Raw genomic sequence first — 22812 nt, 5'->3', positions numbered from 1 at the left:
CCATGCCGCCAGCGTTCGAGTGGGACGAGAACAAACGCGCCGCGAACATCGCCAAGCACAAGGTTGATTTCGCATGGGCGCTGTATATCTGGGACCAGCCGACATTCGACCGCCCCGACCGGCGGCAGGATTATGGCGAGGAACGGTTCGTGACCTATGGCGTGGTGGCGGATTTGGTCCTGGCGGTCGTCTGGACCCCGCGCGGTGACGCCATTCGCCTGATTTCGGCAAGAAAGGCCAACGAGGATGAACGAAAAGCCTATTACGCGGCGGTTGCCGGACCCGAACCGGACCTTACCTGACCTGTCGGCGCTGCGCGACATGGATGACGCCGCCATCGCCCGCGCCGTCGCCGAAGACCCCGACGCCGCCCCCCTGGCCGACGCGACATGGTTCGACGCCGCCCGCCGCGTGGAGCCAAGGAACAAGGTTGCCGTGTCGCTGCGCGTGGATGCCGATGTGCTGGAGTTCTTCAAGTCGAAGGGCGGCGGCTATCTGACGCGGATGAACGGGGTGCTGCGGGCTTATATGGAGCATGAACGGGATAGGGCGTGAGGTGGGGGGAGGGGGAGGACGAAGTGACAATCAATGAGTTGTTGAACATATGAAGATTTTGGTTACCCAATGCTGAATTCCACGGCGAACTACTGGCTTCGCCGCTGTCTATTTTGAAGTACTTTAACACTGCGGCTACCACCTGATAAACAAAGTAGCGAGGCCGGTTAGCACCTATCAATTCCATTTTGACAAAATCCTTCTACTCATGCACATCTTAGCAAGAAATATCAACTCATGAATGACTTTATGTAGATTGACAGACGACACCGATTCATTCAAAACTCTCAGAATGATGATGGATAAAATCAGACTAGCGACGATAGGATATGAATCCGCTGACATAGCGGATTTCATTGCCACGCTCAAAACCGCCTCGGTGGAGCGCATTATAGACATTAGAGAACTTCCCATATCGCGAAGAAAGGGATTCGCAAAAAAGGCCCTTTCCGAGGCATTAGCTGACGCAGGCATAGAGTACATTCATCTTCGTGGATTAGGTGACCCAAAGGCAGGCCGTGAAGCTGCGCGAGCCGGTGACTATAAAAAATTTAAAGATATTTTTAATGAACATATGAAATCAGTGGCAGCCCAGAGAGATTTATCGCTTGCAGTTCAGCACGTTGAGAAAGGCGGTGCTTGTTTGCTGTGCTACGAGCGCAGTCACTCTGAATGCCATAGAAGCATTGTCGCTGAAGCTATTTCTGATAAGATTACCGTGCCGATTTTCCACTTAGGCGTCAGACACGGCCTTAGCAGGCAGGTAAGGAATGTCCATAGTACATGGATTTCAGAAAAGCGGGCGTGAAAGAGTTGTCATATTAGTAAAGGCTCTACCCCATGTTGGCCAGAAACATGGAGAGACGGTTTGTTGTGCAGGTGTGACGCTACAAGGAGAATGGCGTCGTCAGTACCCTATACACTTTCGCCGTCTCCAAGAGGGTTTCAGAAGATGGCAGTGGATCGAATATGATTGGATTGCACCCGGCCCTGACGATCGACGCAAGGAAAGTAGAAGGGTTCAGGAGGATACGATCAAATCATGTGAAATCATGCCTGAGCGGGATCGAGCTATTTTCCTAAACCGCATAATAATGAACTCCACGGACCAAGCTGCCAGCCACGGCATGACGTTAGCGTTAATTAGACCAGAAACTGTAAAGTTCTTTTATAAAAGAAAGAGTGTTACTCAAATTGAAAGAGAACGCATCGCATATCAGGAAGCGGCTAGGCAAAAATCCCTCCTGGATCCTGACTTAGAGGCATTGGAACCGTGCCCATTCGCTTTTCATTTTGACTGGAAAGATTCTGACGGAAAATCACACAAAGCCACTTGTGACGACTGGGAGACAGCCGCTACTTTTTATCGCAGAAGACATGACAAAGGGGAACAGGAGGCACTAAGAAGTATGGAAGTCACATTCGGGGAAGAATACCCGAGAAATGGAATGGCTTTTGCGATGGGAACGCACTCACGTCGTCCAGAGCAATGGCTTTTGGTCGGTGTTATTAGATTGAATTTCACATAACAAATGAGCTTACTTTGACAATATTTAGTCAGAAACAGTATTTGTAAGTTTTATTAATAAAGATAACTTACTATAAGGTTTTTCATCGTCGCAGCCGAATATCCCCTAAACTCTTTGCTAGACATAATGAACCTGTTACCCTTTCAAGGGTCATTGCCTTCACATTGCGCGCGATTGACAATGCCCCACGCCCCCTCCTGGTACGCCGCCACGGCCCACCCTGCCCCCGCCCGCCCGCCGCTGGTGGGGGATGTCACGACCGATGTCTGCATCGTCGGTGGTGGCTATACGGGCCTTGTCACGGCCATTGAGCTGGCGGACAAGGGGATGTCGGTCACCATTCTGGAGGCCGAGTCTGTGGGCTGGGGGGCGTCTGGGCGCAATGGCGGGCAGTTGATCACCGGGTTCAACAAGGGCATTTCGGAGATCGAGGGCTGGGTCGGGAAGGCGGATGCACGGCGGCTGTGGGACCTGTCGGAAGAGGCCAAGGCCATGCTGACCGACATGATCGCGCGGCATGGTATCGATTGCGATCTGAAATGGGGATATCTGCTGGCTGCATTAAAACCCCGGCATCTGAAAAGCCTAACCGAGCATCAGGCGGAGTTGGAGGGGGTGGGCTATGGAAGGACGCGCATGGTGGGGCGGGATGAAATCCGGTCCATGGTGGCGACCGATGCCTATCTGGGCGGGCTGTTCGATGCGGGCAGCGGGCATCTGCACCCGTTGAACTATGCGCTGGGGCTGGCCGTGGCGGCAGAGACGCTGGGCGTGCGCATCCATGAGGGCAGCCGGGTGGTGCGCATCGATACGGGGGCAGCGCCCAAGGCGTTTACCGCAACGGGGTCGGTATCGGCGAAATTCCTGGTCCTGGCCGGCAATGCCTATCTGGGCGATGTATGTCCGCCCATTCGCAGTCGGGTGATGCCAGCGGGCACCTATATCATCGGCACGGAGCGGATGGAGGCAGCGCGGGCGCAGGCCCTGATCCCGTCCGACATTGCCGTGGCGGATGTGAATTTTGTGCTGAATTACTACCGGCGCAGCCCCGACAACCGGTTCCTGTTCGGCGGGGGCGTCAGCTATTCCGGGTTTGACCGGCCCGACCTGAAACAATCCCTGCGCCGGACCATGCTGAAATATTTCCCGCAGTTGGCCGATCTGGGCGTGGAGTATTGCTGGGGCGGCTATGTCGCCATCACCATGAACCGCATGCCGCATCTGGGCCGCGTCAGCCCCACCACCTATTTCGCGCAAGGCTATAGCGGCCATGGTCTGGCCTTGACCGCCATTGCCGGGCGGGTGATGGCCGAAGCGATTGCCGGTCAGGCGGGCCGCTTCGACCTTTTTGCCCGTGTGCCACACCGGGCCTTTCCGGGACCGCCGGGGCTGAAAATGCCGGCCCTGGTGCTGGGCATGCTGTGGTACCGGTTGCAGGACTGGTTGTAAGGCACGCTCCGTCAGACGCCGGGCGCCGCCTTCCGGCGGCTTGGCTTACGCAAACAGGGGCGCACGGAGCGACAGTCGCCGGCCTTGCGGGAGGCATTGCAATGCCCCTTGGCCCCTAGGCAGTGCGGCGCTGCCAGACCCAGCGCAGGGCAGCAATCACCAGGGTGATCAGCAACGCCTGTGTCAGAAGGGTTGAGAGCTGGAACAGCGGCTGCTGATCCAGGCGGTTGAAATATTGCCACCAGAATTGGGTAACCGGGTCACGCAGAGGCCGCAGCAGGCCATCCCAAGCGCCGAACAGCCCGTCAGGGATGCTATCCCGGAAAACCATGGGCAGGGTCAGGAACATAATCACGCCGATCAGCGTGGCGATAAAGCGTAGAAGGCCCCACATCCCCGTTCTTCCCCCGACCCCGGTTTTGACCAACCCTACCATAATGTGCGGCGCTGGCGTTCGGAAAGGGCCGCGTCATAGGCAGGGCCACCCTCTGCCCCCTGGCTGGCCTCTGCCGTCATCTGGCCGGCGGTCGGGATGCCCTGTGGTCGACCTTTGGCCCCCATGGCCCAGAGGTCGGAGCGGATCAGCGCGCGGGCGCACTGAAAATAAACCTCGTCAATCTCCACCCAGATCACGGACCGGGGCACCTGTCCTGCCACCGTAAACCGTGTGCACAGATCGGCAGCGGTGCTGATGGCGGCGCGGCCATTGATGCGCAGGCATTCATTAACGCCAGGGATCATGAACAGGCAGGCCACACGCGGATCACCGATGATGTTACGCAGGCTGTCGATACGGTTATTGCCCCGCCGGTCGGGGATCAGCAGCGTCCGGTCATCCAGGATGGCGACCGCCGCACCGGCATCGCCGCGTGGGGAGACGTCCAGACCATTGGGGCCTGCGGTAGCCAGGGCAAAGAAGGGGGCTGCTGATAACCAGCTCCGATAGGCGGGGGTCAGTTGCCCTGTCACCTTGGCCAAAGATGGGGCCCCTGGCGGACCATACAGCGCTTCCAGCATGGCAACATCGCTGATGGTTTCAGCAATAACGGGACGGGATAAGGGCATCAGATTAACCTTCAGCCGGGCAGTTCGGACTTTCCATTCCGTTGACGATGGAAGATGCTGATTTTTCAGGCAAGCGCCATGGGGGCATTGCCGATGGGAACGGGGAACCCATGCTCAACGAATTCAAGACCTTCATCAGCCGTGGTAATGTGGTGGATCTGGCGGTTGGTATCATTATCGGTGCCGCCTTTACCGCCATCGTGACCTCATTGGTCAATGATATCCTGATGCCGCCCATTGGTTACTTGATGGGTGGGATCGACTTCTCCGACTATTTCATCAGCCTGTCGGGCGGTGACTACCCGTCATTGAAGGCCGCCAAGGACGCCGGTGTCACCACCATCAATTATGGCCTGTTCATCAATGCGGTGATCAAGTTCTTCATCGTCGCCTGGGCGGTGTTCATCCTGGTCAAGCAGGTAAACCGCTTCAAAAAGAAAGAAGAAGCCAAGCCGGTGGAGCCGACCAAGAGCGAACTTCTGCTGACTGAAATCCGCGATCTGCTGAAGGCGAAGGGTTAAGGGTGGCGCACGCCACCCTCAGTGTAAACCTGGAAACAACAAACGGCGCAACTGGTCCCAGGTCTCCCGGTCGCCCGCCAGCAGGATACCGCCATCGGTTCGGCCGGGTTGATAAGTGTCGCCATCCCAACGGGCCACATGACCACCCGCCTCTGCATAGGCAAGGGCGCCGGCGGCGTGGTCCCAGGGCATGGTGCGGTTGTAAAGTGCGAACTGTCCCTTGCCGGTCAGCAGGTTCAGATATTCATGTGCCGCACAGAACAGGCGGTAGGTGGAGGCAAAGTGCGGGCGTAGCGCCTCGATCCGCTTCTTTTCCTCCGGTGGGAAGAATTTGGTGGAAAGCGACCCGCGCAGCGTTGCCAGGGCGCCGCCGGACAAAGCTGTCAACCGCTGTCCATCCATCCAGGCGCCCTGCCCCCGCTCCGCCACGGCCATCCGTTCGCCCATTGGATCAAAGATCCAGCCAGCCACGGTCTGCCCCTTGACCGCGAGGGCCAGCAGTACGGCGAAGACCGGGCGACCACTGGCAAAATTACTCGTCCCATCAACGGGATCAATGATCCAGACCGGATCGTTGCCGGTCGTGATGCGGGACAAGATGGTGGGATCAGCGGCGCACGCCTCCTCCCCCACCACCAACGAGCCGGGCAGCAGGTCGGACAGGCGTGCGGTCAGTGCCCGCTCTGCTGCTTCATCAGCGACGGTCACCAGATCGCCCGGCCCCTTCTCCTTAATGTCAGCCTTGGACAGGCTGCGGAAGCGGGGGATGATTTCGGTGGCCGCCACATCCCGGATAATGGCGGCCACCTTATCAGGGTCAGGAAGGGTCATGATGCCAGCGCCTGTTCACGCACGCGATAGGGGAAACGATCCTGAAACCGGGCCAGATCAGCCGGGTCCAGTCCGACGCGCAGGCGGGCGCAGGTTTCGTCATCCTGGCGGTCCAGCACCTCACCTTTGCCATAGAGCCAGGCGATGGCGGCACCGTCGCTGACATCGATGTCGAACTCCACCACTTCGCGTCCGGCCACCATGCGGCGGTCGATCGCGTCAAACAACGTATCCAGGCCAGAGCCGGTGAGGGCCGAAATGGCGATGCCACCATTACGCCGCGCCTGGCGCAGAAGGGTCTGCTGATCCTCCTCCCCCAGACGGTCCAGCTTGTTCAGGACCTCCATCACACGCGGATCGGTATCAACCTCAATGCCCAGGCCCTTCAGGACAGACTCGACGTCGGCCTTCTGCGCCTCGGTATCGGGGTGCGAAACATCGCGTACATGCAGGATGATGTCGGCGGCCATCACCTCCTCCAGGGTAGCGCGGAACGCTTCCACCAGACCGTGCGGCAAGTCGGAGATGAAGCCCACCGTGTCCGACAGGATGATTTTGCGGTTCGACGGCAGCATGATGGATCGCATGGTCGGATCAAGCGTGGCGAACAGCAGATCCTTGGCGAAGACATCCGCCCCGGCCATGCGGTTGAACAGGGTGGATTTGCCCGCGTTGGTGTAACCAACCAGCGCCACCACCGGGTAGGGCACCTTTTCGCGCGCCTTACGGTGCAGGCCACGGGTGCGGCGCACCTCCTCCAACTCGCCCTTCAGCTTCACGATCCGGTCGCTGATCAGGCGGCGGTCCATTTCGATCTGGCTTTCACCCGGACCGCCCAGGAAACCGAAACCACCTCGCTGGCGTTCCAGGTGGGTCCAGGAGCGGACAAGGCGGGAGCGCTGATAGGTCAGGGCCGCCAGTTCCACCTGAAGCTGGCCTTCACGCGTACGGGCCCGCTTTCCGAAAATCTCCAGAATCAGGCCAGTGCGATCAATGACCTTGGCCTTCCAGTCACGCTCCAGGTTGCGCTGCTGAATGGGGGTCAGGGATTGGTCAACAATGACCAGACCGATATCTGCGTCCTTCACCAGGGCAGCCACCTCCTCCACCGCACCGGTCCCCAGCAATGTCGCTGGGCGCGGGCGGGTCACGCGGATGGCGCGGGCATAGGCCACGTCAAGGTCGATGGCGGCGGCCAGACCCATCGCCTCTTCCAGGCGGGATTCGGGGCCACGTGCGTCGTTCCGGTCCTCAGGCAGGACCGGATGCAGGACGAGGGCGCGGGTGGATGACCCGCGCCCCTCGTGATTACTCAACTCAGTCGTGGTCGGTCTCCTTGGCCGGCGGATCGAACAGTTGGATCGGATGCGCCGGCATCACGGTCGAGATCGCGTGCTTATAGACAAGCTGCGAATGGGCGTCGCGGCGCAGCAGCACGGAGAAATTGTCAAACCAGGTGATGATGCCCTGCAGCTTGACACCGTTGACCAGGAATACGGTCACCGGTGTCTTGCTCTTGCGGACATGGTTCAGGAACACGTCCTGCACATTTTGGGATTTTTCTGACATTGGAGCAGCCTCGCTTATGCTCGGGTTATTGGGGCACCCATCCGACGGGGGCCCAAGTTTGATCAGGATATCCGACAATCACCCTTTCAGCCAACAGTGCGGATGTCCGTCGATATGGTAGCAGCAATCCGTTTCACCAAGGATGAAATCGCCGCACACCCGTCAAGACATAGTGCGGGGGGGAAGCGATCCAAACCATCGCCGACATGCGGTGTATCCCCCACCAGAATGGGGGTCAGGCCCGTGCGATGCGCGATCTCCATATCGACATCAGCGTCGCCGACGAACCAGATATCCGGGCCGGGCTCAAACCCCATGGGCTTCAGCGCCAGGTGAACGGGGGCCGGGTCCGGCTTATCCGCCGCCGCATCGGTCGCCCCGACCAGCGCGACGAACAAGGGCGCCCAGCCCAGCATCTCGGCCTCGGCCCGAAGAAACCGGCCTGTCTTGTTAGACACCACACCCAGCCGAATGCCCAGGCCATGCAGGATGCGTAGCATTTCCGTCGCCCCCTCCAGCACGTCGGTGTGGGTTAGGTGGTTGGCTTCAAAATGCGCGTAGAAAATGTCGCGGGCGCGCGGCCATTCCTCCCCGAAAATCTCCGGGAAACTGTCGCGCAGGGATTTGCGGATGCGCCCATAGCTCTCCTCCAGCGTCCATTCTGGTTTGTCGAAGGCGCGCAGGGCCGCGTTGACGGAGGCATGGACGCAGCGCCAATTGCTGATCAGCGTATTGTCCCAATCGAACAGAATGGCGCGCGGCAGGCGGTCAAAGGGGGGAGCCGGATGATCAAGGGTCACTTGGCACTCACAGGGTCAGTCGAACCAATATGGTCCATATAGGCTTGGCGCAGGCGCAGGCTGAGGGCGCCGGGCTTGCCGTCACCGATGGTGTGCCCGTCGATACGGGTGACCGGCAGAGCGAAGGTGCTGGCGCTGGAAATGAAGGCCTCACGCGCGGCATAGGCCTCATCCACGCGGAACGCCCTTTCCTCAAACGCTATGCCCAGATCGCGGGCGCAATCCAGAATGGACAGACGGGTGATGCCGTTCAAAATCTCATTGCTGGGCTGGCGGGTCACCAGGATGCCGTCAGTGGTAACGATCCAGGCGTTGGACGAACAGCCCTCGGTCACGAAACCTTGGTCGTCCACCATCCAGCCCTCAAACGCCCCCGCCTCTGCCGCCTTCTGCTTGCCTAGCACCTGCGGCAGCAGGCTGGTGGATTTGATGTCCCGGCGCAGCCAGCGGATATCGGGCATGGTGATGACCGACACGCCCTTCTCCAGGGTGGCTGCCGGCTGAAAGGCGGTGCGTCGGCAGGTCAGGACCAGGGTCGGAGCCGGGTTCTTCGGGAATTTGAAATCACGCGGCGCCACACCGCGCGTGATCTGAATATACAGAAGTGCATGGCGCGCGCGGTTGCGCCGGACCATTTCGCCCATAACAAAGCGCAGGGTCGCTGGCTTCACCGGCCACGGGATCGACAGTTCTTTGAGCGACCGCGCCAGCCGGGTCAGGTGCCCGTCCGCGTCGGCCAGCCGACCATCGACGATGGTGACCACCTCATAAACGCCATCGGCAAACTGAAACCCCCTGTCCTCAATATGCACGCTGGCATCAGCGTGCGGGACGTAGCGGCCATTGACATAGGCGATGCGGGGCATGGGAGCGGTCCATCGGTGATTTCTACGCCAGATGTCGCGCGTCCGGCCCCGCATGGTCAAGGGGCGGAATTGTCATTGTGGACCTTGCCCCAACGGCCGAAGAATGCGCTATGCCAGACTGAAATTTGCTCTGCCTAGGTCATAAGCCTCGCATGATCCAATCTGAAGAACACCAATCCGCTATTCCCATATATTTTATGTAAACAGAAGGGCTTCTTGGATTCATTGAAACCTCTGACAGCGAATGATTAAATAAGATATGCTCCCAAAGACACCACCGTCTTGGCAAATTAAGTGGATAAAATCTTTAACAAAGCAGAAAAATGAATAACATGGACAGCCATAAAAAATCTCGATCACTCTACAATCTTGGCCTACAGGCACACAAATCCGAAGATTTTTCCCAGGCACGGGAACTCTATGGGCAAGTGCTTTCCATGATGGAGCCCGACGAACTCGCTTTAAGAATGTCCCTGATCAATCTAGCTGCGATCAACCTTGAAGATGGTCAGTATCAAGAAGCAGGTAATTATTACCGCACCCTGTTGAAAATCAGCCCAAATGATGTAGCGGCCTTGAACGGATTGGGCCTAATTGCCCAATCTCAACATGATTGGGACGCGGCCGTAGCCTCTTATAGGCTCGGAATCACATTAGCACCGGATAATGTCGATTTACATACCAACCTGGGGATCTGCTTAACAACATTAAGGCGATTTGACGAAGCGAGAGTTTCACTTGAAAATGCGGTAAGATTGCAGCCCGATGCCACGGGCTTTTTCAACCTGGGACGTCTTCATGAAAATGCAGGGCGGCTGAACGACGCCGTTGCCTGCTATGACCATGCACTCGCTCTGAAGCCGAATATGGTTGGTGCCCTTATTCAGCGCGGCATCACGCTTCATGTTCTGGGCCGGGATGCCGACGCGATTACGGACCTTGAACAAGCGCTCAAGATTGAAACAGATTCCGCAAAGGCAGCCTGGAATCTCTCCCTCTGTCTTTTACGCGAAGGACGGTATGAGGAAGGGTGGCGGCAGTTTGAGGCGCGGTGGTGCGGCCATGGTGGCATGGCTGCGGGAAGCCGGAACTTCAACGCCCCGCAATGGAGAGGTGATCCAAACCCTGATGGCTGTTTGCTGATCCATACCGAACAAGGGATGGGTGATACACTGCAGATGGCGCGATATATTCCAATGGCTGCGGAAGCCTTTCAAGGAAAGGTGGTCGTGGAAGCGCAAAACAGTTTGGTCCGGTTACTTGAAAGCAGTTTCAGCCGGCAGTCCCTGCATATTGTGGAAAGGGCGGCGGATTTTCCCGGCAGTACTGGCCTGCCCCCTTTCACAACCCATGTGCCGATTGCCAGTTTGCCCGGAATATTCAAGACCACGCTTTCCACCGTTCCAAATCAGACCCCGTATCTAAGACCGCCAACGGCTGAACAGGAACAGTGGGCAGCGCGGATCATGGCACGACGCGGGACCTTACGCGTCGGTTTGGTTTGGCAGGGCAATCCGGATCACCATAATGACCAGAACAGGTCAATCCCTGTCTCGGCACTAGAGCCATTACTGTCGATACCAGGGATCGCTTGGTTCCTGCTGCAAAAATACATGAGGCCGCAACAGTCCTGTTCACTGGCTTCCCGCCCAGGCGTTACCGATCTCGGTCCTTTGTTAAACGACTTTGCGGATACGGCCGCTGCTTTAGGCCGGCTTGATCTGGTGATCAGCGTTGATACATCCGTCGCCCATCTGGCTGGGGCGTGCAAACGGCCAACATGGGTACTGCTGGGCTGGCCCAGTGATTGGCGCTGGCTACGCGATAGAACGTCAAGCCCATGGTACCCAACCGCAACCCTGTTTCGACAGCAGCAGTCAGGCGACTGGGGTCCCGTAATCGCCCTAATAGAACGCAGACTGCGGATTCTGACAGGCTTCTAACACCATGTCCCAGTGATCGGACCCGACCACCGGGCTTCAACCGCCAGCGGGCCCATCCGGAGGTCGATAGAAGGGTTCAAATAATATCAGCGGCAATGAATATTAACCGGATCAGAAAAACTCCAGCCGCACGGCGAACATCTTCTCCACCTTCTTCACCTGCCCCACCTCGGCCAGGATGATCACCCGGTCGTTGGGTTTGATGACGGTGCTGGGGCGCGGGATGATCACCTTGCCGGCGCGCACGATGGCCCCCACGATAATGCCCTCCGGCAGGCGGATATCTTTCAGCGGCGTGTTGATCAGGGTAGAGGTTTCCAGTGCCTCTGCCTCGATCACCTCGGCAAAATTCTCACGCAGGGAATGCACCGCCTTGATGCGGCCCCGGCGCACATGCTGCAGGATGGATGACACCGTGATGGACCGGGGGCTGACCACGGCATCAATGCCCAGCGGCAGGACCAGCGGCTGATAGGTGGTCTTGTTAATCAGGGTGATGGCGCGCTTGCAGCCATTGCGTTTGGCCAGGAGGCTGGCCAGGATATTGCCCTCGTCACTGTTGGAGACCGCAACCACGGTCTCTGAGGCGGCCACATTTGCCTCCTCCAGAATGGCAGGGTCCAGCCCATCGCCATGCAGGACCATGGTGCGCTTCAGTTTTTGCGCCACAAGGGTGGCGCGACGGCGGTCTACCTCAATGATGCGGGCCGACACGCCGGGCTGGTTCTGTTCAATCTCTTCCGCCAGACACAGGCCAATATTGCCACCGCCCACGATAATGACGCGCCGCGCCTGCCGTTCCTCATGGCCAAAGGCCGCCATGGCGCGGCTGACATGATTCGTATCGGCAACGAAATAAACCTCATCACCCGGCAACATCTGATCATTGCCACCGGGGATGAACTGCCGGTCACCGCGGATGATGGCCACAACCTCGATGGCCAGATCGGGGAACAGGCCGGTCAACTGCCGCAGTGGGGTGTTGATGATCGGGCAATTGTCGGTGCAAACCACACCGATCACTTTCACCAGGCCGTCCGCCAGGGGGATCATGTCGAATGCGCCTGGCACCTGCAACCGCCGCGACACTGCCCGCGCCACCTCGATCTCGGGTGAGATGATGAAGTCGATCGGCAGATGCTCGCGGGAGAACAGATCGGCCCAGATGGGCTGAAGGTAGGATTGATGGCGCACACGCGCAATCTTGGTCGGCACGTTGAACAGGCTGGCCGCCACCTGGCAGGCGACCATGTTGACCTCGTCCGCCAGGGTTACGGCGATCAGCATGTCGGCATCCGCAGCCCCGGCGGCCTCCAGCACATTGGGGTGCGAGGCAAAGCCCACCATGGCCTGGACGTCCAGCGTATCGCTGATCTTCTGGATCAGTTCGGGCGACTGGTCGATGACGGTGACATGGTTGCCCTCCGACGCCAGATATTTGGCAATGTTAGAGCCGACCTGCCCGGCGCCACAGACGATGACTTTCATGAAGAGTACCCTGTCAGGAATTGACGGGAAAAGAAGCGCAGCAACCGTTGCTGCTTACTCCACCAGCTTCAGCCCATTCTTGTCCGAGCCATGCACGCCCAGCGATTTCAGCTTGCGGTGCAAGGCAGAGCGTTCCATGCCGACAAAGCTGGCGGTGCGGGAGATATTGCCGCCAAAGCGGGTGACTTGGGCCAGCAGATATTCCCGCTCAAACACTTCGCGCGCCTCGCGCAGGGGCAGGCCCATGATCTCCCCGCCCTTGTCCCATTTCAGGACGGTGGGCGTGATGGCGCCAATCTCGGGCGGCAGCATGTCGGCGCGGATCGCCTCTGACGGGTCGCCAGCCACCATGATCAGCAGCCATTCCACCGTATTGCGCAACTGCCGGACATTGCCCGGCCAGTCATAGGCCTGCAACGCCGCCATCGCATCCTCCCCGAACACCCGGACCGGCAGGCCCGCCGTCTCCGCGGTCCGTTGCATGAAATGCCGGGCCAGCAAGGGGATATCCTCCCGGCGTTCCCGAAGCGGCGGCATCTTCAGGGGCACAACGGACAGGCGGTAGAACAGATCCTGGCGGAAGCGGCCGATCTCAATCTCCGCCGTCAGGTCGCGGTTGGTCGAGGCGATGACACGGACATCCACCTCCACCCGCGAGGTGCCGCCCACCCGCTCAAACGTCTGTTCCTGCAGCACACGGACGATTTTGCCCTGGGTTTCCAGCGGCATGTCCGCCACCTCATCCAGGAACAAGGTGCCGCCATGGGCCTGTTCAAAAGTGCCGACCTTGCGGCCGCCGCCCTCGAACCCGTGCTCTGTACCAAACAGTTCCACCTCCAGCCGGTCGGGCCGCATGGTGGCGCAGTTCAGCGCCACGAACGGCCCGTCATTGCGCCGCGACTTGGCATGCAGCATGCGGGCCACCACCTCCTTGCCGCTGCCTGGCGGGCCGGAGATCAGGACGCGGGAACCGGTCGGGGCCACCTTTTCCACCGAATGGCGCAACTGGTTCACGGGCAGCGAACGGCCGATCAGATCGAAATCGGCCCCGACCTTGACCCGCAACTCGCGGTTCTCTCGGCGCAGACGCGCTGCCTCAATCGCGCGTTCGACCAGCAGCAAAAGGCGGTCGGCCTTGAACGGCTTTTCGATGAAATCATAGGCCCCGTTCTTGATGGCCGCGACGGCCGTTTCGATATTGCCGTGGCCGGAAATCATGACAACGGGCACGTCGGGGTGGTCGCGCTTCAGCTCGGCCAGCACCTGCAACCCGTCCAGGCGGCTGCCCTGCAACCAGATATCCTGGATGACCAGACTGGGCCGGCGGGCGGCGACGGCGGCCAGGGCCTGGTCCGCATCCGCCGCCTCCCGCGTCTTCATGCCTTCATCCTCCAGGATGCCGGCAATCAGCATGCGGATATCAGCCTCGTCATCGACGATCAGAATGTCGTGTGCCATGTCTTCTCAACCCCTCCGCGCGTCGGCGGTGTTCATATCCGGCGTGACCGTGGCGGTGGGTGCGATGTTGCGCGGCAGGACCAGTGTGACACGGGCGCCCCCGCCCGGCCGGTCCTCCAGCAATATCGCACCGCCATGGTCTTCCATGATCTTCTTCACAATGGCGAGACCAAGGCCCGTGCCCTTGGCCCGCGTGGTCACATAAGGCTCGGTCAGCCTGTCCCGTTCCTCGGACTGCGGCAGACCCTTGCCATTATCCTCAACCGCCAGCAGGACCCGTTCATCCTCCACCCGGATGCGGGCCGTGATTTCACCCGGTAGCTTTTCCGCGCCAGCGGGTGTTTCCTCCAACCGGCCTTCGATGGCTTCGCCGGCATTTTTCAACAGATTGGTCAGCGCCTGACCCAATTGCCGGCTGTCACAGGTGACAACCAGCGGGGCGTCCGCCATGTCGCAGGTGAACTTGATCGCCGGATAGGCGGATGCCTGCAACAGCACCGACTGGCGCGTCAAATCCTGCATGGCCGTCGGCTTCATCACCGGCTGCGGCATGCGGGCAAAGGCCGAGAATTCATCTACCATGCGCCCGATATCATCGACATGCCGCACGATCGTGTCGGTCATGGCCTTGAACGTGTCGGGATCGCTGGTGATTTCCTTCAGATATTTACGCCGCAGCCGTTCCGCCGACAGTTGAATGGGCGTCAGCGGGTTCTTGATCTCATGCGCGATGCGCCGCGCCACATCGGCCCACGCCGCCTTGCGCTGCGCCGACATCAGTTCGGAGACATCGTCAAAGGTGACAACATAGCCCTTGACCTCGCCCCCCACCACCTCCGCCGCGACCCGCACCAGCAGGGTTTTCTGCTGCCCCAGGCGGCGGATCTGCACCTGCCCTTCCACCTGCTTGCCGCCGCGCCGGCGGATATTGCCCATCAGCTCTTCCAGCTCCGGCACCACCTCCAGCAGGTCGCGCCCGATCAGCGATGAGGGATCACCCACCGACAGCAGGTTGGCCGCCGACAGGTTGGGCAGGTTGATGCGGCCATTCTGGTCCAGGCCCAGCACACCTGCCGACACGCCGGCCAGCACGGCCTCTGTAAACCGGCGGCGCAAATCCAACTGCCGGTTGGCCTCCACCAGTTCCGACCGCTGACTTTCCAACTGGCTGGTCATGCGGTTAAACGCACGGGACAGGCTGACCAGTTCATCCTCCGGTTCCAGCCCGCTATCGGGCACACGCGCCGTCAGATCGCCGGCGCGGATACGTTCAGCCGCCGCAATCAGGGACGAGATGGGCGCCACCAGATATGTGGCAAAGTTCAGGCCCAGCCAGATGGCGGCCAGCAGCAACAGCACCGCCACGCCGACAAAGATCACCGCCATGCGGGTCTGCAGCGCGAACCGCTGTTCCTCCATATGGCGATATTCCTGAACCGCACTCTGCGTCACATCCATATGTTCCAGCACCCGGCTTTCCACCGGGCGGCCAATGAACAGGAAGCGGTCAAAATCCTGGTCCAGCAGGACTATGGCATTCACGCGGTTGCCACCCTCACTGACGATCAGCACCACCTCGCCCTTGCGCGCGCGCTCCAGATCCTCGGCATGCACGGTAGTGAAATCGAAGGCGAAGCCCAGGCCGAACACGGCCGTCACCTGCCCCGTACCGTCGAAGATCACCGCCTCCGTCACATTGCGCATCAGGGCTTGTGACTGGAAATACTGGCGGAAGCGCGGCGGGTCCCAATAGATATTGAGCGGCAGACGCGCCAGATCGTTGCGCATCACCTCGGCGTCGCGCGACAGGGTCTGCTGATGTTCCTTCAGATAGCCTTCGGCCACCGCCAGGCTTTCATCCACCACCAGCCGCACCCGGTCGGAAAACCAGCTTTGCAGGCCGACATAGAAGAACAGGGCAGAGAAGATGGCCATGATGATGGCCGGCGCCACCGCCAGGATGGAGAACACCGCCACCAGCCGCATATGCAGCCGTGACGCCGCCAAACCTTGGCGCCGCTCCACCCACAGCGCCACAATCCGCCGCGCCACCACCGCCCCCAGCAGCAACAGCAACACGCCATCCAGCGTCAGCAGCAGCATCAGGGTATTCTGATCAATGGCGACGGGCAGCGTCTCCGTCAGCGCGGCATAGGTCGCCGCCCCGGCGGCAATGGCCGCGACAATCAGCAGGATACCGGCAAGCGTGGACAGATGCCGCCCCCGCGACCAGCGCACAATGCGCCGCCAAAGCCCATCCGACCGGGGGGCGATGCCGGGTGCCGTTGCCGTCATGCGGGGACACCGGGGAAGTGGCTACGGGCGTGTGACGATCCGGAACGGGGCAAAGCGTCTGCCTTGGGCTGTCAGAACCAGGGGGACACTGTTACCAGAAAGCTACACCGGACGCCAGCCCGCAACGTGATAAAGCTGCAACAGGGTGTGGTGGGGGCTGGCGTTGGGCCTGGGGCGTGGCGGGCCGCATTTCCCCATGATAGGATGCCAAAAAGTTTGCTCAGGCCGATGGAGTTTCATCATGCAGGTGACGATGAAGAAATCGGGCGACAGCGCCGCTGTCCATATCCCCGCCGCAATCCTGCGCGCCGCAAAGCTGGATATGGATGCCACCGTCTATGTGCGGGAAGAGGCGGGTCGGATCGTGATTGAACCGGTGCCAACGGACGAACTTGACCTCGCCGCCATGATTGAGGTGATTACACCGGATAACCTTCATGGAGCCATTGAGGACCATCTTCAGGATATAGAAGATGCCCGTCTTGCAGGGGCTGAACTGGAGAACGTGCTGGCAGGGCGCAGTGAGACCGTACCTCTTGAGGCGGTGCTGAAACGCCATAACCTGAAAACTCCAAATGGTGACGCAAGCACGTAAGCACCAACATATAGATTAAATATGCCTCACAACTAAAATTATCCGTCCATTTTGACAAATAATTATGCATAGGTGAAGTATGATTTTCAAAGCGCTTAGAAAACTAATAAATCAGGAGAAACCCGTAGATTCTGACCGCCAACTTTTATTTGCATCTACCACAGCCCTTGAAAGGGCCCTAGATGGCTCTGAAGAAGCTTTTCAACTGTATTACTTCGCTATGTACCACTGCTTACCGGAAGAAAAAAATGAACTGAACACTCTGCGCACAGAAATTCAGAAAAAATACCCAGAGAAATCAGTCATGATCGGACGACGCTTCGTCCTATTTGGAGAAGCAGCATTTCAAATTGTGTCATCTTATTATCATGCACTCGCGCTACAAGGAGACCCCGATACTTTCCGCGAATACTCCATCCGTCGAACCAATGAAATTACACAAAAGCATAGGGCGAGCCAATCACTACCTGTTCCAATTGACCTCAGTGAAGGCCAACTCTCCAACGATCCAAACCTCGACTTTTATGCTTGTCTCGCTCTATCCAATCGGCAAATCTTTGTAAAATAAGGCAATTGATTAAATTTTCCGTGCGAAACAGCTAAATTTCCGATTATTAAATTACTCAATAAGCGACCGACCGGCCCTTGATCTCAAGTTCCTGCACGGAGGCTGCCGGGTTGGCTTCGGTTAGTTCGGTGTCGACAGCGCCGACGCCGGTAACTCGCCCGACATTCAAGGCTACAATTGGCCGATTGCCTTATCGTATCAGTACAACACCCTCCGACGCCGCTGCACTTATCAACGCATCGTCCAAAGTGGCGAGTGGGATGATCTCACGTTGGGCCAGTTCGAGGTAGGCGGCATCATAGATGGTCAGGCGATTCTTTCGGGCCAGCGCCATGATGTTGTCACTGTCTGGGATTGCGCTGACCTTGATCGGCAGACCCGACAGGAGCGTCAGCGCCCGCACGGTATGCTCGCTACTGATGCGGCGGCACCGTTCGTTGCTGATGAAGATATTGCGCATCTCGTACCACCAGATGGATGGAACCAAAGCTGTGTCGGTCAGCAACCGCTGATAAGCGACATCTGCAACCGGATTGCCTTCGTCAGGCAGCAACCATATCGCGGCGACGGAAGCATCCACCACGAACGGCATCAGTTGCAGTGCCCCTCGTGACGCGCCTGGCGGATTTCATCCAGTGACAGGCGCGGCATGGTCTGTCGAAATGCGGCGATTTCGTCCATGGTTTGACGGGTTTTCGCTGTGTGGCTTTCCGGCTCCGGCACAAGGCGGGCCACGGCGCGGCCATGACGGGTGATGACCACCGTCTCCCCCCGCTCCACCGCGTCAATCAACTGGGTCAGATGCGCCTTGGCATCGGTAATCTGGACTTCGCGCATGGCGGCCCGGTCCTTCGGCCAGACTGTTTATAGCGGAACGAGGGTATGGGGACGGGTGTGAAAGAGCAATGGCAAATGCCCCCGCCCTTTCGCTGTTCCAGCAGCCCATCGTCCCAATCCTTGTGTCCCCCGTTCGATGTGTAGGGGATGGGGTAAAGTACGCGCAAGACGCCCTGGAGAAGTCGCCATGCCCGTCAGTGTTCGCCTTGATGCGGATATCGAACAGCGGCTTGATGCGCTGGCCCGTGCCACGGGCCGGACCAAGGCTTCGTACATTCGGGAGGCACTTGAAGAACATCTTCAGGACATGGAAGACGCCTACCTGGCCCAGGCGGAACTGGAGGCTGTCCGCGCCGGGCGGAGCGAGACGGTGTCGTTGGAGATATTGCTGAAACGTCACGACGCCGCCTGAGGCTGGCAGCTGGTTTAGCTTGAAGCGGTTGGTGCCTGCCCCCCAGCGTCATCCCCGCGTAAGCGGGGACCCAGCGAGAGCAGCGGTAGCTGCAACATGACTCATATCGGCGCTAACCGCGCCTGACGCTGGGTCCCCGCTTACGCGGGGATGACGCTGGGGAGTGGAGGGGAGCGGATGCGATCTGAGCCGAACGGCTTTGGCGTGTCTTGGCAACGTTCCTCCCCATGGCCCCTGGACCCCCGCTTTCGCGGGGGAGGCAATTGGGAGCAGGCGAATGCGTTGTTACTTCAACCCCCGCACCACCTGAATATCCAAATCCCTGATCTTCTTGCGCAGCGTGTTCCGGTTCAGGCCCAGCATGTGTGCTGCCTTGATCTGGTTGCCCCGTGTCGCGGTCAGCGACAGGGACAGCAGCGGACGCTCCACCTCGCGCAGAATCCGGTCATAAAGGCCCGCCGCAGGAATACCGTCCTTATGCGCCGCGAAATATTCGCGCAGGTGGCGTTCGACCGCCGCTGACAGGCCTTCGTTCACCGGTTCCTGCACCGGGGCCGCCGCCGGGTTGGCTTCGGCCAGTTCGGTGTCGATGACGTCGAGGCTGATCACTTCCTGGGAGTACAGGGCCGCCAGACGCTGGACCATGTTTTCCAGCTCGCGCACGTTACCGGGCCAGCGGTAACGCTTCAGCCGGTCCATGGCGGCATTGTCCACAGACTTGGCGGGCAATCCCTGCTGGGCGGCCTGGTTCAGGAAATGGCGGACCAGGGCCGGCACATCCTCTGTGCGTTCGCGCAGCGGCGGCAGGCGGATGGGCACGACGTTGAGGCGGTAGAACAAATCCTCACGGAACAGGCCCTGACGGATCAAGGTACGCAGGTCGCGGTGGGTGGCCGCCACGATGCGGACATCGGTCTTGATCGGCGTGCGCCCGCCGACGGTTGTGTATTCGCCTTCCTGCAACACGCGCAGCAAGCGCGTCTGCGCCTCCAGCGGCATGTCGCCGATTTCGTCCAGGAACAGGGTGCCGCCCTGCGCCTGTTCAAACCGACCCGTGGAGCGCATGGTAGCGCCGGTAAAGGCCCCCTTCTCATGCCCGAACAGCTCGCTCTCGATCAGTTCGCGCGGGATGGCCGCCATGTTGATGGCGACAAACGGGCCGCCCCGGCGCTTGCCATAATCGTGCAGGGCGCGGGCCACCAGTTCCTTGCCGGTCCCGCTTTCGCCCGTGATCATCACCGTCAGGTCCGTGCCCATCAGGCGGGCCAGGACGCGGTAAATCTCCTGCATGGCCGGCGACCGCCCGATCAGGGGCAGCGCCTCCTCCTCGGGGTCTTCGACGGGGGCGGCAACGGGGGCCGGGGCCTGCGCCGGCGCGGACAGCGCCTTCTGCACGATCGCCATCAAATCCTTCAGATCGAAGGGTTTGGGCAGGTAATCGAACGCCCCGCGTTCCGCCGCCTTGACCGCCGTCAACAGCGTGTTCTGCGCGCTCATCACGATGATGCGCAGGTCGGGACGCAGTTTCTTGATGCGCGGCACAAGGTCGAGGCCGTTTTCGTCCGGCATCACCACATCGGTGATGACCAGATCGCCCTCCCCCTCCTGCACCCACCGCCACAGCGTGGCGGCGTTGCCGGTGGTCTTCACCTCATGTCCCAGGCGGGCCAAAGCCTGGGTCAGCACCGTCCGAATGGCCCGATCATCATCTGCGACGAGAATGGTTGCGCCCATTTTTTAGGCACCCTCTCCGTGACCGTTCTGGTCGGTGACCGGTAGGGAGACCTTGAAGATCGTACGCTTTGGTACGCTTTCAAAGTCGATGACCCCACCATGGTCACCGATTATCTTGGCGACCAATGCAAGACCCAGGCCGGTTCCATTCATCTTCGTCGTAACAAAGGGATCGAACAGATTGGCACGGATATCTTCGGGGATGCCGGGGCCGTTATCGCCCACGCAAACCAGCAGCGGCAACTGCATCCGGCTGTCCGATCCGGAAACGGCCAGACGCACGCCATGCTGATAGGCGGTGGTCAAAAGAATCTCACCGCCCTGTTCGGGGCAGGCTTCTGCCGCGTTCTTGACCAGATTGAGGAAGACCTGCACGAGTTGGTCGCGATTGCCCAACACGGGCGGCAGTGACGGGTCGTATTTCTCAATAAATCGGATATGGCGGGCAAAGCCCGTCTGGGCGATGCGGCGCACATGCTCCAGGACGGCATGGATGTTGACCGCCTGGCGCTCCAGCGGGCGGCCATCGGTGAACACCTCCATCCGGTCGACCAGGGCCACGATGCGGTCCGCCTCGTCACAGATCAGGCGGGTCAGGATCTGGTCATCCTCGCTGGCGTTTTCTTCCAGCAACTGCGCCGCACCCCGGATACCGGACAGCGGGTTCTTCACCTCATGCGCCAGCATGGCGGCCATGGCGACGACGGAGCGGGCGGCACCGCGATGGTTCAACTGCTTGTCGATGCGCCGCGCGATGGAGCGTTCATGGATGGTCAGCACCACCTGATCCGGCGGGTCGCCCAAGGGGGCCGCCTGCATGGTGACAGAATGCGGCCCGATGCGCGCCGTTTCCACCTGAACACCATATTCGCAGACGGTGGCATGGGTGATCCGCGCCTGTTCCAGCAGGCCCAGCACGGGGCTGTCCTCCGGGATCAACTCCGTCAGCTTCGTGCCGAGGACGCGGGTCGCGGACACATCGAAGAATTCCTGGGCTTCCAGATTGATGAAGCGGATCAGCCCATCGCCATCCACCACCATCACGGGGTCGGGCAATGCGGCCAGGATGGAGGTCGGGTCGATATCCCCGCCGATGCGGCGGGCCGGCGGCGTGCGCGCCATCAGGCAGCAATCCGTTCAGTGACACCGCGATCCAGGGCGGCGGAATAGAAGGCGATGATCTGCTGTTTCATCTGTTCCGGGTCCTCGCTGGTCATGATCTGATGGCGGTAATCGGCCGACCCGTTCATGCCCTTGGAATACCAGGCGACATGCTTGCGGGCGATCTTGATGCCGGCCTCCACCCCGTAATGGGCCAGGATGGCGTCGTAATGTTCCAGGACCGTCTGCATCTGGTCGGCCAGCGGCGGGTCGGGCAGCTTCACGCCCGTGCGCAGGTAATGCATGACCTGGGCAATGAACCAGGGGCGACCATAGGTGCCGCGCCCGATCATGATGCCATCGGCCCCGGACTCCTCCAGACAGCGGACGGCATCGTCAAAGCTGTTGATGTCGCCATTGGCGATGACGGGGATCTTCACCGCCTCCTTCACCTGCCGGATGAACTTCCAATCGGCGGTGCCGTTATACATCTGACAGCGGGTGCGGCCATGGACCGTCAGCATCTTGATCCCGCATTCTTCGGCAATGCGGGCCATGTTGGGGGCGTTCAGGTTGTTGGCGTCCCAACCTTTCCGCATCTTCATTGTTACCGGAACGGAAACGGCCTTCACCGTCGCCTCCATGATGCGCCCGGCCAGCAATTCGTCCTTCATCAGGGCCGAACCGGCAAAGCCATTCACCACCTTCTTCACGGGACAGCCGAAATTGATGTCGATGATATGGGCGCCGCGATCGACATTCAGCTTGGCCGCCTCCCCCATCACCTCGGGCTCACACCCCGCCAACTGCATGGAAATCGGCGCTTCGTCCAGGTGCCATTCGGTCTTCAGCAGGCTTTCGCGGGTGGCGCGGATCATGGCCTGACTGGCGATCATTTCTGACACGACCAGCCCCGCGCCCGTGCGCTTCACCAGCCGGCGATAAGGCATGTCGGTCACACCCGACAGGGGCGCCAGGATCACCGGGTCCTCAATACGCACAGGACCGATCTGAAGGGGGGCAAGCGGCTTGACCATGGGACGCGGAACCTTGACGTTCGTGTCGCAAAACTGCCTAATCCGTGGGCGATTTTCGCGAATGCATGAAATTTAGGCACAGAGCTTATCACAGGTCTGAAAAAACACAATATTCACCGCCGCATGGCGGTTTTCGCCCCGACACAGGGGCCACCCATG

General features: G+C 59.9%; 25 protein-coding genes. 10 read left to right on the top strand and 15 right to left on the bottom strand.

The features are described from left to right. Positions 1 to 2: 2 nt before the first annotated feature. The 5 genes from CHU95_RS19045 to CHU95_RS19030 all read left to right on the top strand — a co-directional run bounded on the left by CHU95_RS19045 (position 3) and on the right by CHU95_RS19030 (position 3533). Positions 3 to 302 (top strand): BrnT family toxin, encoded by a 300-nt coding sequence (locus tag CHU95_RS19045; RefSeq protein ID WP_094457875.1) that lies wholly within the window; start codon positions 3 to 5, stop codon positions 300 to 302. After that, positions 247 to 555 carry a BrnA antitoxin family protein gene (locus tag CHU95_RS19040; RefSeq protein WP_094457874.1) on the top strand — a complete coding sequence of 103 codons (309 nt, stop codon included), beginning with the start codon at positions 247 to 249 and terminating at the stop codon, positions 553 to 555. Before CHU95_RS19045 ends, CHU95_RS19040 begins: the two co-directional genes overlap by 56 nt. Before the next feature lie 256 nt (positions 556 to 811). Beyond that, positions 812 to 1363 (top strand): DUF488 domain-containing protein, encoded by a 552-nt coding sequence (locus CHU95_RS19035; RefSeq protein ID WP_207762542.1) that lies wholly within the window; start codon positions 812 to 814, stop codon positions 1361 to 1363. Next, positions 1326 to 2084: a hypothetical protein gene (locus CHU95_RS22200; protein WP_133065580.1), complete on the top strand. Its 759-nt coding sequence runs from the start codon at positions 1326 to 1328 to the stop codon at positions 2082 to 2084. The genes CHU95_RS19035 and CHU95_RS22200 overlap by 38 nt, the downstream gene beginning before the upstream one ends. Positions 2085 to 2264: 180 nt before the next feature. Continuing rightward, positions 2265 to 3533 (top strand): NAD(P)/FAD-dependent oxidoreductase, encoded by a 1269-nt coding sequence (locus CHU95_RS19030; protein ID WP_094457873.1) that lies wholly within the window; start codon positions 2265 to 2267, stop codon positions 3531 to 3533. A gap of 115 nt (positions 3534 to 3648) precedes the next feature. Here CHU95_RS19030 and CHU95_RS19025 read toward each other — a convergent pair whose 3' ends face one another. Together CHU95_RS19025 and CHU95_RS19020 are read right to left on the bottom strand one after the other, a co-directional pair. Then, positions 3649 to 3927, bottom strand: coding sequence for a hypothetical protein (locus tag CHU95_RS19025; protein ID WP_094457872.1), 279 nt, complete (start codon positions 3925 to 3927; stop codon positions 3649 to 3651). Between the two features lie 35 nt (positions 3928 to 3962). Further along, complete coding sequence (locus CHU95_RS19020) at positions 3963 to 4598, bottom strand: pyridoxamine 5'-phosphate oxidase family protein (protein WP_094457871.1); 636 nt, start codon at positions 4596 to 4598, stop codon at positions 3963 to 3965. 110 nt (positions 4599 to 4708) lie between these two features. Here CHU95_RS19020 and mscL point away from each other — a divergent pair, with 110 nt between their 5' ends. Beyond that, positions 4709 to 5119, top strand: coding sequence for a large conductance mechanosensitive channel protein MscL (gene mscL / locus CHU95_RS19015; RefSeq protein ID WP_094458006.1), 411 nt, complete (start codon positions 4709 to 4711; stop codon positions 5117 to 5119). 18 nt (positions 5120 to 5137) lie between these two features. On the opposite strand, the gene CHU95_RS19010 is transcribed toward mscL, so the two are convergent. From CHU95_RS19010 to CHU95_RS18990, 5 genes are all read right to left on the bottom strand, one after another. After that, entirely contained in the window at positions 5138 to 5950 is an 813-nt protein-coding gene (locus tag CHU95_RS19010; RefSeq protein ID WP_094457870.1) for an inositol monophosphatase family protein, read from the bottom strand. Then, positions 5947 to 7266: a GTPase HflX gene (gene hflX, locus CHU95_RS19005; RefSeq protein ID WP_245838401.1), complete on the bottom strand. Its 1320-nt coding sequence runs from the start codon at positions 7264 to 7266 to the stop codon at positions 5947 to 5949. Before hflX ends, CHU95_RS19010 begins: the two co-directional genes overlap by 4 nt. A gap of 1 nt (position 7267) precedes the next feature. After that, a complete protein-coding gene (gene hfq, locus CHU95_RS19000) occupies positions 7268 to 7519 on the bottom strand; it encodes an RNA chaperone Hfq (protein ID WP_054167448.1) in 252 nt (83 codons plus the stop codon). A gap of 86 nt (positions 7520 to 7605) precedes the next feature. Further along, on the bottom strand, positions 7606 to 8319 hold the full coding sequence (locus CHU95_RS18995) for an HAD family hydrolase (protein WP_094457868.1): 714 nt from the start codon (positions 8317 to 8319) through the stop codon (positions 7606 to 7608). After that, positions 8316 to 9185, bottom strand: a complete 870-nt coding sequence (locus CHU95_RS18990; protein WP_094457867.1) for a D-amino-acid transaminase — start codon at positions 9183 to 9185, stop codon at positions 8316 to 8318. The genes CHU95_RS18995 and CHU95_RS18990 overlap by 4 nt, the downstream gene beginning before the upstream one ends. Positions 9186 to 9517: 332 nt before the next feature. On the opposite strand from CHU95_RS18990, the gene CHU95_RS18985 reads away from it, so the two are divergent. Then, positions 9518 to 11128 (top strand): tetratricopeptide repeat protein, encoded by a 1611-nt coding sequence (locus CHU95_RS18985; RefSeq protein ID WP_165772260.1) that lies wholly within the window; start codon positions 9518 to 9520, stop codon positions 11126 to 11128. Between the two features lie 111 nt (positions 11129 to 11239). On the opposite strand, the gene trkA is transcribed toward CHU95_RS18985, so the two are convergent. The 3 genes from trkA to CHU95_RS18970 are packed head-to-tail and all read right to left on the bottom strand — an operon-like array spanning position 11240 to position 16369. Then, entirely contained in the window at positions 11240 to 12616 is a 1377-nt protein-coding gene (trkA, locus tag CHU95_RS18980) for a Trk system potassium transporter TrkA (RefSeq protein WP_094457865.1), read from the bottom strand. Positions 12617 to 12670: 54 nt separating this feature from the next. Beyond that, positions 12671 to 14074 carry a nitrogen assimilation response regulator NtrX gene (gene ntrX / locus CHU95_RS18975; RefSeq protein WP_094457864.1) on the bottom strand — a complete coding sequence of 468 codons (1404 nt, stop codon included), beginning with the start codon at positions 14072 to 14074 and terminating at the stop codon, positions 12671 to 12673. Positions 14075 to 14080: 6 nt separating this feature from the next. Further along, positions 14081 to 16369 (bottom strand): sensor histidine kinase NtrY-like, encoded by a 2289-nt coding sequence (locus tag CHU95_RS18970; protein WP_094457863.1) that lies wholly within the window; start codon positions 16367 to 16369, stop codon positions 14081 to 14083. A 241-nt stretch (positions 16370 to 16610) separates the two neighbouring features. Between CHU95_RS18970 and CHU95_RS22975 the strand changes: the two genes are divergently transcribed. Beyond that, positions 16611 to 16964 (top strand): AbrB/MazE/SpoVT family DNA-binding domain-containing protein, encoded by a 354-nt coding sequence (locus tag CHU95_RS22975; RefSeq protein WP_245838399.1) that lies wholly within the window; start codon positions 16611 to 16613, stop codon positions 16962 to 16964. Between the two features lie 79 nt (positions 16965 to 17043). Continuing rightward, complete coding sequence (locus CHU95_RS22195) at positions 17044 to 17532, top strand: hypothetical protein (RefSeq protein ID WP_133065579.1); 489 nt, start codon at positions 17044 to 17046, stop codon at positions 17530 to 17532. 190 nt (positions 17533 to 17722) lie between these two features. On the opposite strand, the gene CHU95_RS18960 is transcribed toward CHU95_RS22195, so the two are convergent. Next, on the bottom strand, positions 17723 to 18124 hold the full coding sequence (locus CHU95_RS18960; protein WP_094457862.1) for a type II toxin-antitoxin system VapC family toxin: 402 nt from the start codon (positions 18122 to 18124) through the stop codon (positions 17723 to 17725). Beyond that, positions 18124 to 18369: a type II toxin-antitoxin system Phd/YefM family antitoxin gene (locus tag CHU95_RS18955; protein WP_094457861.1), complete on the bottom strand. Its 246-nt coding sequence runs from the start codon at positions 18367 to 18369 to the stop codon at positions 18124 to 18126. Before CHU95_RS18955 ends, CHU95_RS18960 begins: the two co-directional genes overlap by 1 nt. Positions 18370 to 18556: 187 nt before the next feature. Here CHU95_RS18955 and relB point away from each other — a divergent pair, with 187 nt between their 5' ends. Then, entirely contained in the window at positions 18557 to 18781 is a 225-nt protein-coding gene (gene relB / locus CHU95_RS18950) for a type II toxin-antitoxin system RelB family antitoxin (RefSeq protein ID WP_094457860.1), read from the top strand. Positions 18782 to 19066: 285 nt separating this feature from the next. Here relB and ntrC read toward each other — a convergent pair whose 3' ends face one another. Genes ntrC through dusB form a run of 3 tightly spaced genes read right to left on the bottom strand, consistent with a single transcriptional unit; the run spans position 19067 to position 22653 of the window. Then, entirely contained in the window at positions 19067 to 20515 is a 1449-nt protein-coding gene (ntrC, locus tag CHU95_RS18945) for a nitrogen regulation protein NR(I) (protein ID WP_094457859.1), read from the bottom strand. A 3-nt stretch (positions 20516 to 20518) separates the two neighbouring features. Then, positions 20519 to 21637 (bottom strand): two-component system sensor histidine kinase NtrB, encoded by a 1119-nt coding sequence (locus CHU95_RS18940; protein ID WP_094457858.1) that lies wholly within the window; start codon positions 21635 to 21637, stop codon positions 20519 to 20521. Beyond that, positions 21637 to 22653, bottom strand: coding sequence for a tRNA dihydrouridine synthase DusB (gene dusB, locus CHU95_RS18935; RefSeq protein WP_094457857.1), 1017 nt, complete (start codon positions 22651 to 22653; stop codon positions 21637 to 21639). The genes CHU95_RS18940 and dusB overlap by 1 nt, the downstream gene beginning before the upstream one ends. Positions 22654 to 22812: the final 159 nt, after the last annotated feature.

Origin of the sequence: Niveispirillum lacus, from assembly GCF_002251795.1 — a bacterium.
Classification (GTDB): Bacteria; Pseudomonadota; Alphaproteobacteria; order Azospirillales; family Azospirillaceae; genus Niveispirillum; species Niveispirillum lacus.
Note: the sequence above shows the minus strand (reverse complement) of the source record. Positions and strands in the feature narration are given on the sequence as shown.

Coding starts and splice junctions, on each gene's coding strand:
- CHU95_RS19045 (WP_094457875.1), top strand. CDS start 3: ATGCCGCCAGCGTTCGAGTGGGACGAGAACAAACGCGCCGCGAACATC.
- CHU95_RS19040 (WP_094457874.1), top strand. CDS start 247: ATGAACGAAAAGCCTATTACGCGGCGGTTGCCGGACCCGAACCGGACC.
- CHU95_RS22200 (WP_133065580.1), top strand. CDS start 1,326: ATGTCCATAGTACATGGATTTCAGAAAAGCGGGCGTGAAAGAGTTGTC.
- CHU95_RS19030 (WP_094457873.1), top strand. CDS start 2,265: ATGCCCCACGCCCCCTCCTGGTACGCCGCCACGGCCCACCCTGCCCCC.
- CHU95_RS19025 (WP_094457872.1), bottom strand. CDS start 3,927: ATGTGGGGCCTTCTACGCTTTATCGCCACGCTGATCGGCGTGATTATG.
- CHU95_RS19020 (WP_094457871.1), bottom strand. CDS start 4,598: ATGCCCTTATCCCGTCCCGTTATTGCTGAAACCATCAGCGATGTTGCC.
- mscL (WP_094458006.1), top strand. CDS start 4,709: ATGCTCAACGAATTCAAGACCTTCATCAGCCGTGGTAATGTGGTGGAT.
- CHU95_RS19010 (WP_094457870.1), bottom strand. CDS start 5,950: ATGACCCTTCCTGACCCTGATAAGGTGGCCGCCATTATCCGGGATGTG.
- hfq (WP_054167448.1), bottom strand. CDS start 7,519: ATGTCAGAAAAATCCCAAAATGTGCAGGACGTGTTCCTGAACCATGTC.
- CHU95_RS18990 (WP_094457867.1), bottom strand. CDS start 9,185: ATGCCCCGCATCGCCTATGTCAATGGCCGCTACGTCCCGCACGCTGAT.
- CHU95_RS18985 (WP_165772260.1), top strand. CDS start 9,518: ATGGACAGCCATAAAAAATCTCGATCACTCTACAATCTTGGCCTACAG.
- trkA (WP_094457865.1), bottom strand. CDS start 12,616: ATGAAAGTCATCGTCTGTGGCGCCGGGCAGGTCGGCTCTAACATTGCC.
- ntrX (WP_094457864.1), bottom strand. CDS start 14,074: ATGGCACACGACATTCTGATCGTCGATGACGAGGCTGATATCCGCATG.
- CHU95_RS18970 (WP_094457863.1), bottom strand. CDS start 16,369: ATGACGGCAACGGCACCCGGCATCGCCCCCCGGTCGGATGGGCTTTGG.
- CHU95_RS22975 (WP_245838399.1), top strand. CDS start 16,611: ATGCAGGTGACGATGAAGAAATCGGGCGACAGCGCCGCTGTCCATATC.
- CHU95_RS22195 (WP_133065579.1), top strand. CDS start 17,044: ATGATTTTCAAAGCGCTTAGAAAACTAATAAATCAGGAGAAACCCGTA.
- CHU95_RS18960 (WP_094457862.1), bottom strand. CDS start 18,124: ATGCCGTTCGTGGTGGATGCTTCCGTCGCCGCGATATGGTTGCTGCCT.
- CHU95_RS18955 (WP_094457861.1), bottom strand. CDS start 18,369: ATGCGCGAAGTCCAGATTACCGATGCCAAGGCGCATCTGACCCAGTTG.
- relB (WP_094457860.1), top strand. CDS start 18,557: ATGCCCGTCAGTGTTCGCCTTGATGCGGATATCGAACAGCGGCTTGAT.
- ntrC (WP_094457859.1), bottom strand. CDS start 20,515: ATGGGCGCAACCATTCTCGTCGCAGATGATGATCGGGCCATTCGGACG.
- CHU95_RS18940 (WP_094457858.1), bottom strand. CDS start 21,637: ATGGCGCGCACGCCGCCGGCCCGCCGCATCGGCGGGGATATCGACCCG.
- dusB (WP_094457857.1), bottom strand. CDS start 22,653: ATGGTCAAGCCGCTTGCCCCCCTTCAGATCGGTCCTGTGCGTATTGAG.